We start from the raw sequence: 16,599 nt of genomic DNA on the forward strand, positions 1-16,599 counted from the left end.
TCGCCAAGTAGGATGAGGCCGCCGCGCTCGGTTCGCGCGTCGTAAGAAAAACCGGAGATGTCGCGGGGCGCGATCATGGGTCTGTCTTGGGCCTTCGGTCGTCTTCAGATCGGTTGTCTGTATTTCGGCAGTCCGTCGAGCGTGACGCAAAAGCGTGACCCGGCGGTTAACGGTTCTTGTTTTTAAGTCAGGATGGAAAACGATGCAACCGGCTTTTGTCTGGCCAGGCAGATCCCGGAGACAGAGCGTGCCGCCTGTGATTTCCGGTGCTGCGACATGCGCTCCGGCTGTTGGCCGGAGCGCGCTGTGGAAGCGGCGGTCGCGAGTTTCAGCAAGCCGAGGCCTTCGGCCGGGGTCTTACCCTTCCGCCCCGTACACGTCCCGCCGGCGCACCCAGGCCATCGGTTGAGGCAGATCGCCCTCGTGACGGCCCATTGCGGTGAGATCGAGGAAGTTGTAGGCCATGTTCAGGCCGTCGACGCCACGGCCATAGGTGGAATAGGTATGGGCGATACGGCCGTCAGGCAGCTTCAGGAAGGCGCTGACGCCCGGCATTTCCTCACCGAAGACACGGCCGGTGTAATTGTAGCCGAGCCCTGTAGGATCCTTCCTGTCCGGAAACGTCACGCCGAAATCGGCGCCAAAGCCGTTGCCATGACCGTTCTGGGCGGTCGAAACCCAGTTGAAGCTCCAGTTCAGGCGTTTCTTGTAGTTTTCGAGCTTCTCAAGTGAAGCATTTGAGACCGCGACGAAAGCCGTGTCGCGTGCGGCCAGATGCACGTCGAGCCGGTCGAAGTTATCCGCCCAGAAGGAACAGCTCGGACAGCCTTCCTGCCAGGTTTCGCCGAACATGAAATGATAGATCAGCAGTTGCGGGTGCGGGCCGAACAGATCCGCAAGCGTTTTGCTGCCTTCCGGCGTGTCGAAGACATAGTCCTTCTCGACGATCACCATGGGCAGATCCCGGCGCGCGGCGGAAAGTGCGTCGCGCTCCTTGGTAAAGGCCTTTTCCTTTTTCAGAAATGCCTTGCGTGCTTCCAGCCAGTCCTCGTGGCTGACGATTTTCGGGGTGGTCATGGCTTTCTCCCTGCCTGGTTTGAACCCGGGTGTCACCCCGGACCAGCGCAGCGCAGATCCGGAGCCCACTCGCATTTCAGCGTGTTGAACCAAAGTTTTGTCGATTGCGAAGCCCACCGGTTGTGCGTTTCGCTCAGCGCCTCACGCCGCGACGAAGTCCGCCAGGCGGCCGAAGCAGCCGTTCCAGCCGCCGCCGACACCGCGGCGCGCATCCTCGGACTTGATGGCTTCGTGGCGCAGCTTCACTTCCGTTGCCTTGCCGGCCTCCAGGAATGTGACGATGACCTTCGAGCTGTCGGTCGCGTCCCTTTCGCCGTTGGCGAATTCCTGGACGTGCCGCCAGCTGAATTCCAGCCGGTTGGGGGCATCGATCGCCAGGTACTCGCCCTCGAAATGGATCTGCTTTTCCCCGGTCCTTTCGATGACGAAGCGCCAGCGGCCGCCAACCTTCAGGTCGATTTCCGCCGAAACGAGGTTGCCGCCCTTGGGCACGAACCAGCAGCGGACCTCTTCCGGCTCGGTGAAGGCCCGGAATACCCGGGCAGGCGCAGCGCGGAACAGGCCCTCCACGATGATCGGCTCCAGTCCGGGGGACGATTTCAGAAATTCACGGGCAGGTTGTTGAACGGTCATTTTTCACGATCCTCATTGGCGAGATGTCGGGCGAGGGCGTCGAAGCGATCGATCCAGAACGCTTCGTATTTTCCGAGCCAGTCGACGGCCTCCTTGATCGGAGCGCCGCGCAGGCGGCAATGGCGGGTGCGGCCGCGTTTTTCGATGTCGACCAGACCCGCATCGGACAGGACCCGAAGGTGCTTGGACACCGCGGTCAGGGACATGTCGAACGGTTCCGCCAGATCGGACAGGGATGTTTCTCCGTCGGCCAGCCGGGCAACGATGGCGCGGCGGGTGCCGTCGCTGAGGGCGGAAAAGGTCTGGTCGAGTTGGGGCATGTCCGTCGCTGTCATAAAGTGAACCTTTTGGTTGACTAACATCTGCTTTCATTATAGTCAACCATAAGGTTGAGTAAATGACCGACTTTCGATCATTGACCGACCGGCCCGCGGCAATGCCGCGCAAGTGCCAAGCAGGAGAGGGAATGATGATGCAGCTTTATGTGACCGACGTGTCCCCCAACAGCCGCCGTGTTCTGGCGGCCATTGGTCATCTGGGACTTGAAGGGGAAACCCGGATCCGCAAATTCGACCTGATGAAGGGAGAACACCGGACCGAGGAGTTTCGCGCTCTCAACCCCAACCAGAAAGTTCCGGTCCTGGTCGATGGCGATCTGAAACTCTGGGAATCCAATCCCATCATGATCTATCTGTGTGAGCGACAGGGGGCCGGGGAGTTCTGTCCGACGGACCGGATCGGGCGGATCGAGGTTCTGCGCTGGATGTCCTGGGAGGTCCTTCACTACAACAAGGCGCTGGGTGAAATCGTCTGGGAAACGGTGGCCAAGGCGGGTTTCGGCCTGGGCGCGCCCGACCAGGAAAAGATCGATGCCGCCCTGGAAAACTACCACCGGTTTGCGGCCGTCCTGGAAAGCCACCTGGAGAGCCGCGACTTCGTTCTCGGGGACAGGCTGACGGTGGCGGATTTCGCCGTCGGCTCGCACTCGGCACTGGCGATGCATCCGGGATCGCAGGTTCCCCTGGACGATTATCCGAACATCAAGGCTTGGTATCAGCGTCTGGAAGACGTGCCGTCGTGGAGTGCCACGGCACCACGGGCCCTCGCCGAAGCGGCGGAATAGTCGGGCGGAACGCGACCTTGCCGGCGGCCCGCATCCGGGCCGCCGGCAACAGGGTCAGAGGAACAGTTCTCCACGCGCGACAAGGGTGGCCTGGCCACCGATGCGGACGGCATGCATCGCACCGCCCTCGATATCGATTTCCAGATCGATCAGGGAAGGCCGGCCCATTTCAAAGCCCTGTTCGATCCGGATGTGATGCGTGCCGTTGGGCAGGTCGTCGTAATAGTCGACCACGCCCGCAAACGCTGCGGCAGCCGACCCGGTGGCCGGATCCTCCGGAATGCCCATGTCCGGAGCAAACAGGCGTGCATGGAACGCGCTGTCGTGGGAACGGGTCTCGCGGCAATAGACATAGGCGTCGTTGTGATCGCCGGTGTTGTCGTTGTTGCCATTCTTGCCGAACCCGGCCTTCCACATGGACGGCACTGGCTTGGCCCGGGCCAGCGCATCGAGATCGCGCACCGGCACAAATGTGAAGGGCGGGCCGACCCGGAAGCGCGACGGGGCATGGTTCTCGAAGCCGATATCGGTGGGCTCCAGGTTGAGGGCGGCTGCGATCAACTCGGTATTGTGCGTGGGGCCGGCCGGCTCCGGCAGGCTCGGAACATCGAATTCGGCGAAGGCAGCCGCGTTTTCACGCAGGATCACCGCGCAGCGAACGGGACCGATTGCCTGCTTCAGAACAACCACGGAGTCCTGTTCGCCGGACACATCGCCGAAGCGTTCCATGGCAATCAGTATGGCTGTTCCCACTGTCGGATGCCCTGCAAAGGGCAATTCCAGTTTCGGCGTGAAAATGCGCATGCTGGCGGACTGGCCGGGTTTGTCGGGAGGAAAGACAAAGACCGTTTCGGAAAGATTGAACTCGCCGGCGATCTTCAGCATCTGCTCGTCGCTCAGGCCTTCGGAGTCCAGAACCACGGCCAGGGGATTCCCGGCGAGGCTGGTGTTGGTGAAGACATCCAGTATCGCGTAGCGACGGCCCATATTTACGTTCTCCCTGGCGATTGATCCGGCAACGGTTCCTGAGGTGAGCGGACTTTTGCATGTCTGGGCAAGTCCTGCCAGTGCCTATCGGTCTATCATGGTGAACAAAAGCTTGCCGCAGGGACCACGCATTCCGAAGCGGATCACGCCGCCTGCGTCCCCAGGACCGGTTCACCGGGGGAAGTTTGGGTGCGGAAGCAGATAATCGCCGATGGCGCGGGCAAAAGGCACCATCGAGGGGTCTTCGAGGTCTTTCCGGTGGCGGATGATACGGATATCGGCCAGTTCCTGCTCTTCGCTCGCTTCGGAAAAGCGCAGGATACGCTCCCGCAGGTTCTCCGCTTTTCCGTCAATGTCGAACAGTTGTGCAATTGAAATGCGCGGGCCGTCGAAAGCAATCAGGAGTTCGCGCGGTCGAACGTCCTTGTCGGTGAGACCGGTTTCTTCTTCCAGTTCACGATAGATTGCCCCAACCGCATCGACCTTGCCATCCGGGGTGAGATCGGAGAGATCCAGATTTCCGCCCGGCGGATAGATCAGACCGCCGGTGGCTGTACGCGCGGACATGACACCATAGAGAAGTGCTCCGTCACCGGATCTCAGGATCGCGGACCCAAAGAGATTGAAGGCAGACGTGTCCGGAGCTCCCCAGTCGCGCCAGGCAAGATGGGCGGCGAATGAACTTTCACAACAGCTCCCGCTGAAGACACCGTCCTCGAAGCGGAACCCTGTCAGCTTCAAGGTGCGTCCGTTCCACAGGAGGGCGATGCGTTTTTTGGCATCCTCGAAATGGCTCAGGATTTCCTGTTCATTGTCCATCTCGAAAGCCCATGGAGTAGACGACACACCGATATCCAGGGCCCGGACCTTGTGCACACCTTGCGATAACCGCTTTTCCATTAGCGAAATGTCGGTGTCCGGTGACAATTCGCTTCGCCTTGTGGCAATGGTTCGAAACCCCCGGGTCTCATAAAATGGATCCGCCTGCGGGCCGGTCTCCAGAAAGAGGCGTAGCAGACCCCGGTTTCTGGCATCATCCTCTGCGCGCGTCAGGAGCAGGTTTCCTATGCCAAGGCGCCGGGTCTCGGGTGCGACGACCAGAAAGTCGATGCGCAGGGTGTCCGCGCCTTGCTGGCTCAGGCCGGAAAAGGCAACCGGTTTACCGTCCTGCTCGGCCACAGTCACATGAAGAGACCGGATCGTCGCTTCGGTTATGTTCCGGGAATTCCGGCATTCCGCCATCTGGTCTTCCGCAAAGCCCCGGGTGGTCTTTGCGGAACGGAGAATGTCGGTGAGTGCGGGGGCATCGGCGATTGTGGCAGGGCGGAGTTTCAGGGGCATGGGCAGTCCGGCTTGGTGGGCGATGCGCAGGCGTAACCGGTCATTGTGAAGGTTCAAAGGCAAGCGGAAACACATGCGCCTGCCCGGAGCTTCCGCCAACCGGTCGTCCCGCCCGAAAGCACCGGGAATGTCCAATGTCGACGTCGGCCTATTTGATGAACGTGCCGTTCTGAAGTTCGCTGACGGCCTGCATCAGCTCCTGGCGGGTGTTCATCACGATCGGGCCGTGCCAGGCAACCGGCTCACGGATCGGGGCGCCGGAGACCAGCAGGAAACGGATGCCCTGCGCGCCTGCCTGGACCACGATCTCGTCGCCGGAGCCGAAGATGACCAGGGAGCGGTTGCCTGTTCGGTCGCGGAATTTCAGCTCCTCGCCGCCGAATTCTTTCTCCGTCAGCACGCCGAACGGGTCGGAAGCGCCCTCGAAGGTGCCTGAGCCTTCGAAGATATAGGCAAAGGTCTGCTTGTAGGTGTCCACCTTGAAGCGCTTTTTTGTTCCCGCCGGGACATGGATGTCGAGATATTGCGGGTCGGCGGCGATGCCGTCGACGGGGCCGCGTTTGCCCCAGAATTCGCCGCAGATGACCCTGGCCGAGCTGCCGTCGTCGTCGATGACCACGGGAATGTCCGGGGCCGTGACGTCCTGGTAGCGCGGTTCGCTCATCTTGAGGGAGGACGGCAGGTTGGCCCAGAGCTGGAAACCGTGCATGCGGCCGGTTGCGTCGCCCTTGGGCATTTCCTGATGCATGATACCGCGGCCCGCGGTCATCCATTGCACGTCGCCCGCGCTCAGGTTTCCGGTGTTGCCCAGGCTGTCGCCGTGTTCGACCGTGCCGGCAAGCACATAGGTGATCGTCTCGATGCCCCGGTGCGGATGCCAGGGAAAGCCCTTCAGATAGTCTTCGGGACGCTCGTTGCGGAAGTCGTCGAGCAGGAGAAACGGGTCCAGCATCTCCGGGTCCCGGAAACCGAACACGCGTTCCAACTTGACGCCCGCGCCTTCCATGGTCGGTTGCGTGGTGCCGATATGCGTGACGGGGCGGATGGACATGACGGGTTCCTGCTCTGGGCGTTGTTACACAGAACACTATAGCGGCGGGGGCCGTGAAACCCAGACCGGTTCGGCCAAACGCAGTGTTTCATGAGCCGAAACAATGGCTGAGCGGTGCAGCCGGCCGGCGACCGTTCCAGGCCGATCCGCGCGGCCTTGCATCTTGCGGCGGCCCTGCCCACATGCAAGTGTGCTCGCCTGTTGGCCATCTGGTCAAATCCCACATTCAAACCGGTTGAAACTGATGGCTCCGATACTGTCCGTACGCGATCTGGAAAAGACCTATGACGGTGGTTTCCAGGCGCTCAAATCGGTGTCCCTGGACATCGCCGAAGGCGAGGTGTTCGCGTTGCTCGGACCGAATGGTGCCGGCAAGACGACCCTGATCAGCACGATTTGCGGGCTGGTGCAGCCGACCTCGGGCACCATTCATGTCGGTGGCCATGACGCCCTGAAGGACTACCGGAAGGCGCGTCAGCTGATCGGCCTGGTGCCCCAGGAAATGCCGACGGCCCCGTTCGAACTGGTCGGCGACACGGTGGCCTTCAGTCGCGGCCTGTTCGGCCTGCGGCCCGACCGCGATCTGGTCGACAGGATTCTGAAGGACCTGACCCTCTGGGACAAGCGCGACAACGCGATCATGGCGCTGTCCGGCGGCATGAAGCGGCGGCTTCTGGTCGCCAAGGCGCTGGCGCATGAGCCGAAGATCCTGTTCCTGGACGAGCCGACGGCCGGGGTCGATGTTGAACTCAGGCACGACATGTGGCGCATCGTCGGAGACCTTCGCGACAAGGGTGTCACGATTATCCTGACGACGCATTATATCGAAGAAGCAGAGGAAATGGCCGACCGGGTCGGCGTGATCAACAATGGCGAGATCGTCCTTGTCGAGAACAAGGCCGAACTGATGCGCAAGCTCGGCCGCAAGCTTCTGACCCTCAGCTTGAACGAACCTCTGGAAGCCGTCCCGGACAATCTGGCGAGCTACGGTCTGAGGCTCGAGGACAGCGGTTCCAGTCTGGTCTACACCTATGACAGTCAGGCCGAACGGACAGGTATCACGGCGCTGCTCACCGACCTTGCTGCTTCCGGGGTGCGCTTTCAGGATCTGCAGACGGACCAGTCCACGCTCGAGGACATTTTCGTCGACCTTGTCAAGCAGGGATGAGGGGCCGATGACCAGGCAATTCACCATCCGCAAGGCGGAACCGGCGGACAGGGACGCGCTCAGCGACCTGTGCATGCGGTCCAAGCAGTCCAATGGCTATGACGATGCCTTCATGGCCCTATGCGCCGACGAATTGCGGGTACGCGACAGCTGGATCGAGGACGACGACTTCTGGCTGGCGGAAGGGCCGGACGGGAAACCGGTCGGATGCATCCGCCTGTCGACCGGCGCGGACCGCGTCTCGGGTGAACTCGAGACCTGTTTTGTCGATCCGCAGTGGCAGGGCAAGCGTGTGGGGCAGGGCCTGTTCGACGTGTTGCTGAAGCGGGCACGAGAGCTTCAACTGACCCGGATCGGCCTGGATGCGGATCCCTTCGCCGAACCGTTTTATGCCCGCATGGGCTTTCAAACCACAGGCCGGACTCCGTCCGGCTCGATCCCGGGACGCACTTTGCCCCGGATGGAACTGATCCTGGATGCGGGGTACGCGGGCACATGAATTTCGAAGCGGTCAAATCAATCTACGTGGCGGAGATGGCGCGCACGCAGCGCACCATCATGCAGAGCATCATTTCGCCGGTGATCTCCACCGTGCTCTATTTCGTGGTGTTCGGCGCTGCGATCGGCTCACGCATATCGGAAGTTGACGGCGTCAGTTACGGTGCATTCATCGTGCCCGGCCTGATCATGCTGTCGCTGATGACCCAGAGCCTCTCGAATGCTGCCTTCGGAATTTATTTTCCGCGCTTCACCGGCACCATCTTCGAGATCCTGTCCGCTCCGGTGTCGTTCCTCGAAATCACCGTCGCCTATGTCGGCGCGGCGGCGACCAAATCGATCCTCGTCGGCCTGATCATCCTGATCACGGCGAATTTCTTCGTGCCGCTCGAAATCCAGCACCCGTTCTGGATGGCGGCGTTTTTCCTGCTGACCGCGGTCACCTTCGCCTTGCTCGGCTTTATCATCGGTATCTGGGCGGACAATTTCGAGAAACTTCAATTTGTGCCGCTTCTGATCGTCACGCCGCTGGCTTTCCTGGGCGGCAGCTTCTATTCCATCAACATGCTGCCGGAAATCTGGCAGAAGATCACCCTGGTCAATCCGGTCGTCTACCTGATCTCCGGTTTCCGCTGGAGTTTCTATGGTCAGGCGGATGTCAGCCTGTGGCTGTCGCTGCTGGCGACCTTGATCTTTCTTGCAGGGTCGCTGGCCATTGTGCACTGGATATTCAGGACCGGTTACCGCCTGAAGCCTTGAGCACCGGCCTCTGATGGATGGGTTTGGAATGCGCTGGACTTTCTTGCTGAAACGCACCGCTGTCTTTGTTGTTGCCGGACTGCTGGCCGCCTGCCAGACGGTGCCGTCCACGGCTCCATCCGGTCCCGGTGCCGCCGGGGCGATCGAGAGCACGCCGCTTCCGGTCGTCAGTCATGCACCGGCAACCGCCGTTGAGCGCGGGTTCTCTGCCCTTGTTGTCAATGCGGCGAGCGGCGAGGAGCTTTACGCGGTCGATGCGGATGGTGCGCGCTTTCCGGCGTCGCTCAGCAAGATGATGACGCTGTATCTCCTGTTTGAGGCCGTGTCGGACGGACGTTATTCCCTGTCCTCGCCGCTGACGGTGTCGGCTCGGGCCGCGTCCCGGCCGCCGGCCAAGATCGGGCTCAAGGCGGGGTCGACCATCACGGTGGAGCAGGCCGCGCGGGCGCTTGCGGTCAAGTCGGCCAACGATGTTGCCGTTGCGATCGCAGAAAACCTGGCCGGAAGCGAAACGGCCTTCGCCCGGCAGATGACGCAGCAGGCACGGGCGCTTGGCCTGACCCGGACACGCTTCGTCAACGCCACGGGTCTGCCGGATCCGGGCCAGGTGACGACGGCCCGGGACATGGCCAGGGTCGGCCTGGCGCTGAAACGGCGTTTTCCGCAATATGGCAGCTACTACAGGGCCAAGTCGTTTTCCTACAACGGTCGTTCGTTCCGGGCCACCAACAACCTCATCGGCACGGTCGCGGGCGTCGACGGCCTGAAGACGGGCTACATTCGCATGTCCGGCTACAATCTGGTCGCGACCGCCAACCGCGGCGGCCGGCAGTTGATCGTCGTCGTGATGGGCGGGAAAAGCGAAGCGGCCCGGGACCGGGAAGTCACGCGGCTGATCGAAAGCTATTCGTAAGACGATTGCGTCTCCGTCAGCCCCTGCTTCTGCCCTCGGTATTTTTCATTATGCGAAAAATTGATAGGCTATTCCGATCAGGCTTTATCTCTGGTTGTATATGACAAAATTCTTTTCCTCGGAATGGCGCAAATAAAAACCAAGCGTCATTCCTGTTCAACAGGTAGGGGCGATGAGATTTTTAAAGATGTTTCTGGGCGTTTGGCTGATTCTTGCGGTCGGCGCTTGTGGAAGTATTCAGGAGAGTTATGAGCTTCTTTCATTCCAGCCCGATCCGAACAGCGGGCTGAAGAAGCAAAAGACCGAGGTTCTTTTCATCTCGAAAAACAAGGATGGCGGGAAAGGTACCGGCAGGCGTTTCGAGGGTGCGGATGTGCGCGACGTTTACGACGCCTTCCCGCAGGTCCGCAGCGAGATCCAGTATTGCAACAATACCGCCGGCAGCCCTCCGGAACTTTTCCAGCCTCCTTCCCAAAAGTTCATTGCCGAAATCGCCGTTGCAGGCCCCCTGATTTCAGCTGCGGTGAGTGCGGCCTACCTTTACGTGCAGGACAGTATCTCAACCCGGGCCAAGCGCATTGCGAAAGCCTCGGTTGCCACGACAACTCTGCGTTTTGCGTTCAAGGAGGAACTGGCCGACAGGTGGCGGAACGTGAGATGCGTGATCGTGCGACGCTATGAAGAAGGATCGGAAAAGACCGGGTTGCTCCTGATGTTCCGGAAAGAGGAGTATGGCGAGGCATCGGTTCTTGTTCCCAGGATCGCAATCGCAAACAACTCTGTCGCCCTGACCCGAAAAGGCACATCTGAAAAACCGGCCTTTATCAAGGTCGGGGTCGGCCTTGCCATTCAGGCTGTCCGCTATAATGCGCGCACCCGTAGACACGGTATTGTCGATGTCGGCGCGATTGCAATGGACAGTGGCGCTCTTGAGCTCGGCAAGCTCATCACGAATGGCTGTGTGGTTGTCAAGGGTAAGCCCCTTTGCGCCAATTCGTCGGCGCTGATTGCCAATCCGCCCTCGAATGCCACAGCTCTTGCGATCGCCGTCAATGTCGTGGAAACCGGAAGTTCGGCGAATGCGGGGAAACTCGCCAAAACCGCAAATGACGCCTTGAAGGGTATCGCCAAACCGCTGCTGGACGACATTGTCGACGCAGTTACATCGGAACTCGAAGGCTGAAGGTCTCGCCTCGAACAAATAAGCCCCGCTGTCGCCAGCGGGGCTCTTTTTTCGTTCAGATCTGATCGATCAGTTCTTGGTCTTGTCGACCAGTGCGTTGGACTTGATCCACGGCATCATGCCGCGCAGCTTCTCGCCGACTTCCTCGATCTGGTGGGCGTCGTTGAGACGGCGGGTTGCCTTGAACTTGGCGGCGCCGGCCCGGTATTCCTGCATCCAGTCGGACGTGAACTTGCCGGTCTGGATGTCGGTCAGGACGCGCTTCATTTCCGCCTTGGTCTCGGAGGTCACGATGCGCGGACCGGTGACATATTCGCCCCATTCCGCGGTATTGGAGATGGAGTAGTTCATGTTGGCGATGCCGCCTTCGTAGATCAGGTCCACGATCAGCTTGACTTCGTGCAGGCACTCGAAATAGGCCATTTCCGGTGCGTAACCGGCTTCGACCAGGGTTTCGAAACCGGCGCGGATCAGTTCGACCAGACCGCCGCACAGAACCGCCTGTTCGCCGAAGAGGTCGGTTTCGCACTCTTCCTTGAAGGTGGTTTCGATGATGCCGGAGCGTCCGCCGCCGACGCCGCAGGCGTAGGACAGGCCGAGATCCTGGGCATTGCCCGATGCGTCCTGGTGAACGGCGATCAGGCACGGCACGCCGCCGCCCTTTTCGTATTCGCTGCGCACCGTATGGCCCGGGCCTTTCGGCGCGACCATCAGGACGTCGACGGAGGCTTTCGCCTCGATCAGGCCGAAATGGATGTTCAGGCCATGGGCGAAGGCGATCGCCGCGCCGTCGCGGATGTTGTCGGCGATATGGTCCTTGTAGATGTCGGCCTGGAGCTCGTCCGGGGTTGCCATCATCATCAGGTCGGCCCAGGCCGCGGCGTCCGCCACGGTCATGACCTTGAAGCCGTCGGCTTCGGCCTTCAGCGCGGTGGTGGAGCCCGCACGCAGCGCGACAACAATGTCGCGTGCGCCGGAGTCCTTGAGGTTCATGGCATGGGCACGGCCCTGGGAGCCGTAGCCGATGATGGCGACTTTCTTGGATTTGATCAGGTTGAGATCAGCATCACGATCGTAATAAACGCGCATGGGTTCCTTTCTCCCGTCTGCAGTCTGTCTTTGTTTCAAGAGCCGGATTTCTGTCCGGTCGTTGTTTTTCGAAGTGTTCCCCGGTGAGCCGGTCCGAGCGGTTGCCCGGTCAGGCCCCGAACAGCCGGTAAAAGCGGTCGACCGCCGTCCTGGCCTGGGAATTCAGGTCCTTCTCGGCGGTGCCGGCGGCCTCACCGAGAAGAAGTCGGATGTGAACGTCGCGGATCGCCAGGCCGTAGAGGACCTGGTAGGCGTCGTACGAGTCGTCGAACTTCAGCAGTCCGTGCCGGCGGCCGCTGTCGAGCATGGCGCGGGCACGCGTTGAAATCATGTGTTTGCCGCGCACCAGCAGAAGCTGGCCCAGCCGGTTGGAATTGGTGTTGGACTGGCCGATGGAGAGCCGGTTCAGCGCCAGCGACGTTTCGGAAAAGAGAACCTCGAGCAGCGCCTCGACGAAGGCCGTCACATGCGCCCGGAATGTCGCCGCATCGGCGGTCGCACCGGCTTCGGAGGGAAACTGGACCTGGCTCGCCTGATAGGCGACCACGGCGGCGAGCAATCCGTCCCGGTCACCGAACCACTTGTACAGGCTCTCCTTGGAGCAGCTTGCGGTCCGCGCCAGCCCTGCCGTCGTCAATGCCTTTTCGCCGCCATCGACCAGAAGCGTCAGTGCGTGCTGCAAGACCACTTGTTGCCGCGGCGAAAATTCGGGCGCGGCGTCCGGGTGGGAAGTGGCGATGTCGAAGGCGGCTGCTGTCATGGTCGGTCAGGTCGGTTGATGGCTGGAGTGCGTGAATTTGGTGAACCGTACGGTACGGTTCGGAGTGGTTATGGCACCGGCGATCAAAGAGGTCAAGAGGCAGGATGTGAAATTTGCACGCGGGGGCGAAGACAGCCGGAAGGCACGCGGCAACGGCGCTACAATGCCTGCGGGGACCGCCGGGGTCCAGGTACGGTGATTGAATGCGACCTGGAGGGTCTGACTATTTTTTCGGAATTTATTGTAAATAATGACAGTGAAGAGATCTTCAATCAATTTTAGCGAGTAAATTCAAGGTCATCAACGATGAGATAGTTATAATATTATTAGTCAATCTCTGTATTGTATGGACCTGGAGAAGAAGCGGGAACCAGGCATGTTTGATAAAACCGGCGGTGTTCGCAGCTTGCTGAATTTTGCAATGTTGATCGTCTTCATTGTGGTCATGCTTGCTGTCGGAAAACTGGCCATCGGCCGGACGGTTGATGCCGTGATCGAGGCCAATGCGGAACGCAAGGCCATCAACTGGGCCATGTATCTGTCGGAGAGCATGCCCGGTCTGCCGGCACTGATCGCCACCGGAGAGACAACCGCGGATCAACAGGCTGTCATCAGAACGGCGGTCCAGGTCGCGGACGTGTTCCGTTTCAAGCTGTTCAATGCCGATGCGCAAATGGTTCTGATCTCCGACGAACTCGGCGCGCCGCTGGAAGTGGGGGCCGAAACCGATCACAACGGCCATGCGCGGATCGTGCTGGACACCGGAAAACCATTGATCGACGTTCAGGATGGCAGGGAAAAACAGAACCGCCCTGATCTTTATGTCGAGGCCTATGTGCCGGTCTTCACCAAATCCGGCGAGTGTATCGGTGTTGTCGAGGTCTATCTCGACCAGACGCCTGTCGCCGCGCTCTTCCAGACGAACTTTGTCAGTCTCGCAGCCGCGCTCGGCTTTGTCGTTCTTCTGAGTTTCGGTGTGCCGTTCCTCGCCTATATCATCAAGATGCGGCAACAGGTCAAAACCGGCGAAAAAGTCCGCCTGCTGTCCTCGCGCGACCAGCTCACCGGTCTGCACAATCGTGCGACGTTCTTCCAGAAGGTGGACGAAGCGTGCCAGTCCGGGCGCCTGGACCTGCAGAAGGCGGCGATCATCTTCATCGATCTGGACAACTTCAAGACGATCAACGACACCTTCGGACACAAGGCTGGCGATGCGTTCCTGTGCCACGTGGGCAATGCGATTTCCTCCCATCTGGGGGAGGGCGACCTGAGCGCCCGGTTCGGGGGAGACGAGTTCGTCTTCATTTCACACAACCGGACGATGGCCGAAATCGAATCCCTTGTGGGAAGTCTCAGGGAGACCGTCAGCGTGCCGGTGCGGACGGACGGCATCGCGCTGACCGGTCATTTGAGCCTCGGGGTCCATTTCGACCTGGAGCACGAGCTGAGTCTCAAGGAGCAGATGCACAAGGCGGATATCGCCCTTTACCAGGCGAAACTCTCCGGTCGCAACACCTGGGTGCTGTTCACGCCGGACCTGGAGGAGAAAATCGCCAGGCGCCGTTTCGTGGAGGAATGCATCCTTTCGGGTTTCCCGCAGAACCGGTTCGAAGTGCATTACCAGCCGCTGATCCAGCAATCCTCTCTGGAAGTCGTCGGCTTCGAGGCACTGCTTCGGCTGAAGGATGCGGACGGCAATTTCATTGCCCCGGGCGAATTCATTTCCATCGCCGAAGATGCCGGCGAAATCAACAAGATCGGCGTCTGGGTTCTTCAGGAAGCAGCCAGAACCGCGGCGAGCTGGCCGGAGCCGCTGTTTGTCTCGGTGAACCTGTCCGCGAAGCAGTTTGGCGATGGCAAACTTGTCGGGACCGTCAACGAGGCTCTTGAGGCGGCGGGATTGCCGGCGCATCGGCTGGAACTGGAAGTGACGGAGAATATCCTGATCGAACAGGAGGAAAATGTCACCGGACAGCTGGAAGCCCTGAGCGCGATGGGTGTCTCCCTGGCGATGGACGATTTCGGTACCGGCTATTCAAGTCTGGGCTATCTGTGGAAGTACCATTTCGACAAGATCAAGGTCGACCGGTCCTTCATCGGCTCCGTGACGGACAAGGACGAGAAATCACGCCATGTGCTGAACACGATCATCGAACTCGGCCACAGGCTGGACATGACCGTGACCGTCGAGGGGATCGAGACCGAGGCCCAGGTTCAAGCCCTCAACGACTTGTCCTGCGATCATTTCCAGGGCTTCTATTACGGGCTGCCGATGCCCGCCCAGGATCTGGCGCCGTTCGTCGCCGAGCATCTTGCACTGCGCAGGATCGCTGACGGCCGGTTGAACTCCGGTGCGGAAAGGAAGGCATTCCGTTGAATGCAGATCCCGGGTCCGAACAGCCAAGACATTCCGTTGTCGAAATATGTTGAACCCGTAAATTGCCCGTGATTATTCTGGTTGGATGAGTGTTTTCACGTGTTCGTTGTTACCGGGCGGGATTGTAATGTTGATGTTGCGGAAACATGTTGTTGCCCCTCTGGTCCGGGTCTTCCTGGTTCCGGCCTTCCTGGCCCTGACGCTTGCCGGTGCGAGCGCGGCCCAGAAGGTGACCGCCACCATCGATATCTCCGAACAGAAACTCTATCTTTATGTCGACGGCCGGTTGCGCAACAAATGGCCGGTGTCGACCGCGCGCAAGGGCTACCGCACGCCCATCGGCAGCTACCGGCCGACCCGGCTGGAAGCCGACTGGCATTCGCGCAAGTACAACTGGGCGCCGATGCCCCATTCGATCTTCTTTCTCGGCGGCTACGCCATCCACGGCACCACCGACCTGAAGAACCTGGGCCGGCCCGCCTCCCACGGCTGCATCCGCCTCGCCCCCAAACATGCCGCGCGCCTGTTCAATCTGGTCCGGCAGACCGGGCACGGCGACACGCGCATTGTCATCAGGCGCTGAGGGGGGCTGCCAGCCGCACCGCAGTTGAACCTCAGCACCTGAACCCCACACGCCGCCCCGGCCTTGAGCCGGGGCCTTTCACATGTCCCCCGCCCCGAAAGGTCCCGGATCAGGTCCGGGACGGCGCGGAAGGTGAGGGCGCGTACATATCCGCCTCCGCCGCCGCCCTGAACCAGTTGACAACCACCTCCGCCGTTTCCGTCTTCCGGCTCCTGTGCGACAGCACCGCGTGGTAGGCGTTTTCGGGTTGCAGGGGCGGCAGGCCGGTGGGGACGAGCAGGCCTTTGGACACCTGGTCGCCGGTGATCGAGCGCCAGCCGAGCATGACGCCGTGGCCTGACAGGGCCGACTGGGTGGCCTGGACGTAGTTGGAAAAGCGCAGGCCCTTGGCCGATCCCGCAGCGCGCTGGTCGGTGCGGGCAAGATAGTCGGCCCAGGAGATCCAGCGCCGGTCGTCGGTTGCCACATGGATCAGGAACGACGCGGCCAGGCTGCCGGCTGCGGCCTCGATGCGGCTGAGGTAGGCGGGCGCGCAGACCGGCTCCACACGCTCCCGGAACAGCAGGGTCACATCGCCGTCGTCCCAATGGCCGCCGCCATAGCGCAGGGCGATGTCCGTGCCCGGACCGAGGCGGGGGACTTCCCGGGACGTCGTCTGGACGTGGATCGCCAGATCCGGATGATCGAGATAAAAGGCCTCCAGCCGCGGCATCAGCCAGTAGGTGGCAAAACCGATGGTGCAGGCGAGGGTGATGGTGGTGCCCATCGGGTCGTCAAGGGCGTGGATGTCGTCGAGAGCGCCGGTCAGCCGTTCGCGGTTTTCGGTGACGGCCATCAGAAGGATCCTGCCGGCTTCGGTCAGGCTTGCGGGCCGCGTGCCGCGATCGATCAGCGCCACCCCGACATGGTCTTCCAACTGCTTGAGCGCCTGGCTGATCGCCGACATCGACACGTTGAGTTCGCCTGCGGCCGCCTTGGCGCTGCCGGCCAGTTGCACGGTTTCGAAAACACTGAGGAGCCGGAGTGGGGGCAGGCGGTGCATGGCTGTTCCAGGTTA

At 60.9% G+C, this 16,599-nt stretch carries 17 protein-coding genes; 8 read left to right on the plus strand and 9 right to left on the minus strand.

What is annotated here, in order from left to right; genetic code table 11:
• Positions 1-357: 357 nt before the first annotated feature.
• From WNZ15_RS05470 to WNZ15_RS05480, 3 genes are all read right to left on the minus strand, one after another.
• Positions 358-1,077 (minus strand): DUF899 domain-containing protein, encoded by a 720-nt coding sequence (locus tag WNZ15_RS05470; RefSeq protein WP_342891945.1) that lies wholly within the window; start codon positions 1,075-1,077, stop codon positions 358-360.
• Between the two features lie 141 nt (positions 1,078-1,218).
• Positions 1,219-1,710, minus strand: coding sequence for an SRPBCC domain-containing protein (locus WNZ15_RS05475; protein ID WP_342891946.1), 492 nt, complete (start codon positions 1,708-1,710; stop codon positions 1,219-1,221).
• Positions 1,707-2,045, minus strand: coding sequence for a metalloregulator ArsR/SmtB family transcription factor (locus tag WNZ15_RS05480; protein ID WP_342891947.1), 339 nt, complete (start codon positions 2,043-2,045; stop codon positions 1,707-1,709). The genes WNZ15_RS05475 and WNZ15_RS05480 overlap by 4 nt, the downstream gene beginning before the upstream one ends.
• A gap of 131 nt (positions 2,046-2,176) precedes the next feature.
• Here WNZ15_RS05480 and WNZ15_RS05485 point away from each other — a divergent pair, with 131 nt between their 5' ends.
• Positions 2,177-2,833 carry a glutathione S-transferase family protein gene (locus tag WNZ15_RS05485; protein WP_342891948.1) on the plus strand — a complete coding sequence of 219 codons (657 nt, stop codon included), beginning with the start codon at positions 2,177-2,179 and terminating at the stop codon, positions 2,831-2,833.
• Between the two features lie 54 nt (positions 2,834-2,887).
• Here WNZ15_RS05485 and WNZ15_RS05490 read toward each other — a convergent pair whose 3' ends face one another.
• The 3 genes from WNZ15_RS05490 to WNZ15_RS05500 form a co-directional block, all read right to left on the minus strand.
• Entirely contained in the window at positions 2,888-3,820 is a 933-nt protein-coding gene (locus WNZ15_RS05490) for a PhzF family phenazine biosynthesis protein (RefSeq protein ID WP_342891949.1), read from the minus strand.
• A 171-nt stretch (positions 3,821-3,991) separates the two neighbouring features.
• Complete coding sequence (locus WNZ15_RS05495; protein ID WP_342891950.1) at positions 3,992-5,161, minus strand: GNAT family N-acetyltransferase; 1,170 nt, start codon at positions 5,159-5,161, stop codon at positions 3,992-3,994.
• A 148-nt stretch (positions 5,162-5,309) separates the two neighbouring features.
• Positions 5,310-6,212, minus strand: a complete 903-nt coding sequence (locus WNZ15_RS05500) for a pirin family protein (RefSeq protein WP_342891951.1) — start codon at positions 6,210-6,212, stop codon at positions 5,310-5,312.
• Between the two features lie 244 nt (positions 6,213-6,456).
• Here WNZ15_RS05500 and WNZ15_RS05505 point away from each other — a divergent pair, with 244 nt between their 5' ends.
• From WNZ15_RS05505 to WNZ15_RS05525, 5 genes are all read left to right on the plus strand, one after another.
• Entirely contained in the window at positions 6,457-7,380 is a 924-nt protein-coding gene (locus WNZ15_RS05505) for an ABC transporter ATP-binding protein (RefSeq protein ID WP_342891952.1), read from the plus strand.
• A 7-nt stretch (positions 7,381-7,387) separates the two neighbouring features.
• Positions 7,388-7,879, plus strand: a complete 492-nt coding sequence (locus tag WNZ15_RS05510) for a GNAT family N-acetyltransferase (RefSeq protein WP_342891953.1) — start codon at positions 7,388-7,390, stop codon at positions 7,877-7,879.
• Positions 7,876-8,637: an ABC transporter permease gene (locus tag WNZ15_RS05515; RefSeq protein WP_342891954.1), complete on the plus strand. Its 762-nt coding sequence runs from the start codon at positions 7,876-7,878 to the stop codon at positions 8,635-8,637. The genes WNZ15_RS05510 and WNZ15_RS05515 overlap by 4 nt, the downstream gene beginning before the upstream one ends.
• Positions 8,638-8,665: 28 nt before the next feature.
• On the plus strand, positions 8,666-9,550 hold the full coding sequence (locus WNZ15_RS05520) for a D-alanyl-D-alanine carboxypeptidase family protein (protein WP_342891955.1): 885 nt from the start codon (positions 8,666-8,668) through the stop codon (positions 9,548-9,550).
• A gap of 187 nt (positions 9,551-9,737) precedes the next feature.
• Positions 9,738-10,733 carry a hypothetical protein gene (locus WNZ15_RS05525; protein WP_342891956.1) on the plus strand — a complete coding sequence of 332 codons (996 nt, stop codon included), beginning with the start codon at positions 9,738-9,740 and terminating at the stop codon, positions 10,731-10,733.
• A 69-nt stretch (positions 10,734-10,802) separates the two neighbouring features.
• Here WNZ15_RS05525 and ilvC read toward each other — a convergent pair whose 3' ends face one another.
• The gene (ilvC, locus tag WNZ15_RS05530; RefSeq protein ID WP_342891957.1) at positions 10,803-11,822 is read right to left on the minus strand and encodes a ketol-acid reductoisomerase; all 1,020 of its coding nucleotides are present in this window, start codon (positions 11,820-11,822) and stop codon (positions 10,803-10,805) included.
• A 109-nt stretch (positions 11,823-11,931) separates the two neighbouring features.
• Positions 11,932-12,582: a TetR/AcrR family transcriptional regulator gene (locus WNZ15_RS05535; protein WP_342891958.1), complete on the minus strand. Its 651-nt coding sequence runs from the start codon at positions 12,580-12,582 to the stop codon at positions 11,932-11,934.
• A gap of 376 nt (positions 12,583-12,958) precedes the next feature.
• On the opposite strand from WNZ15_RS05535, the gene WNZ15_RS05540 reads away from it, so the two are divergent.
• Both WNZ15_RS05540 and WNZ15_RS05545 read left to right on the plus strand, forming a co-directional pair.
• A complete protein-coding gene (locus WNZ15_RS05540; RefSeq protein WP_342891959.1) occupies positions 12,959-14,959 on the plus strand; it encodes an EAL domain-containing protein in 2,001 nt (666 codons plus the stop codon).
• Positions 14,960-15,092: 133 nt separating this feature from the next.
• Positions 15,093-15,542, plus strand: coding sequence for a L,D-transpeptidase (locus WNZ15_RS05545; RefSeq protein WP_342891960.1), 450 nt, complete (start codon positions 15,093-15,095; stop codon positions 15,540-15,542).
• Positions 15,543-15,651: 109 nt separating this feature from the next.
• On the opposite strand, the gene WNZ15_RS05550 is transcribed toward WNZ15_RS05545, so the two are convergent.
• Positions 15,652-16,584, minus strand: a complete 933-nt coding sequence (locus WNZ15_RS05550; RefSeq protein ID WP_342891961.1) for a LysR substrate-binding domain-containing protein — start codon at positions 16,582-16,584, stop codon at positions 15,652-15,654.
• Between the last annotated feature and the right edge of the window lie 15 nt (positions 16,585-16,599).

The sequence above is a fragment of the Roseibium sp. AS2 genome (assembly GCF_038900065.1).
Classification (GTDB): domain Bacteria; phylum Pseudomonadota; class Alphaproteobacteria; order Rhizobiales; family Stappiaceae; genus Roseibium.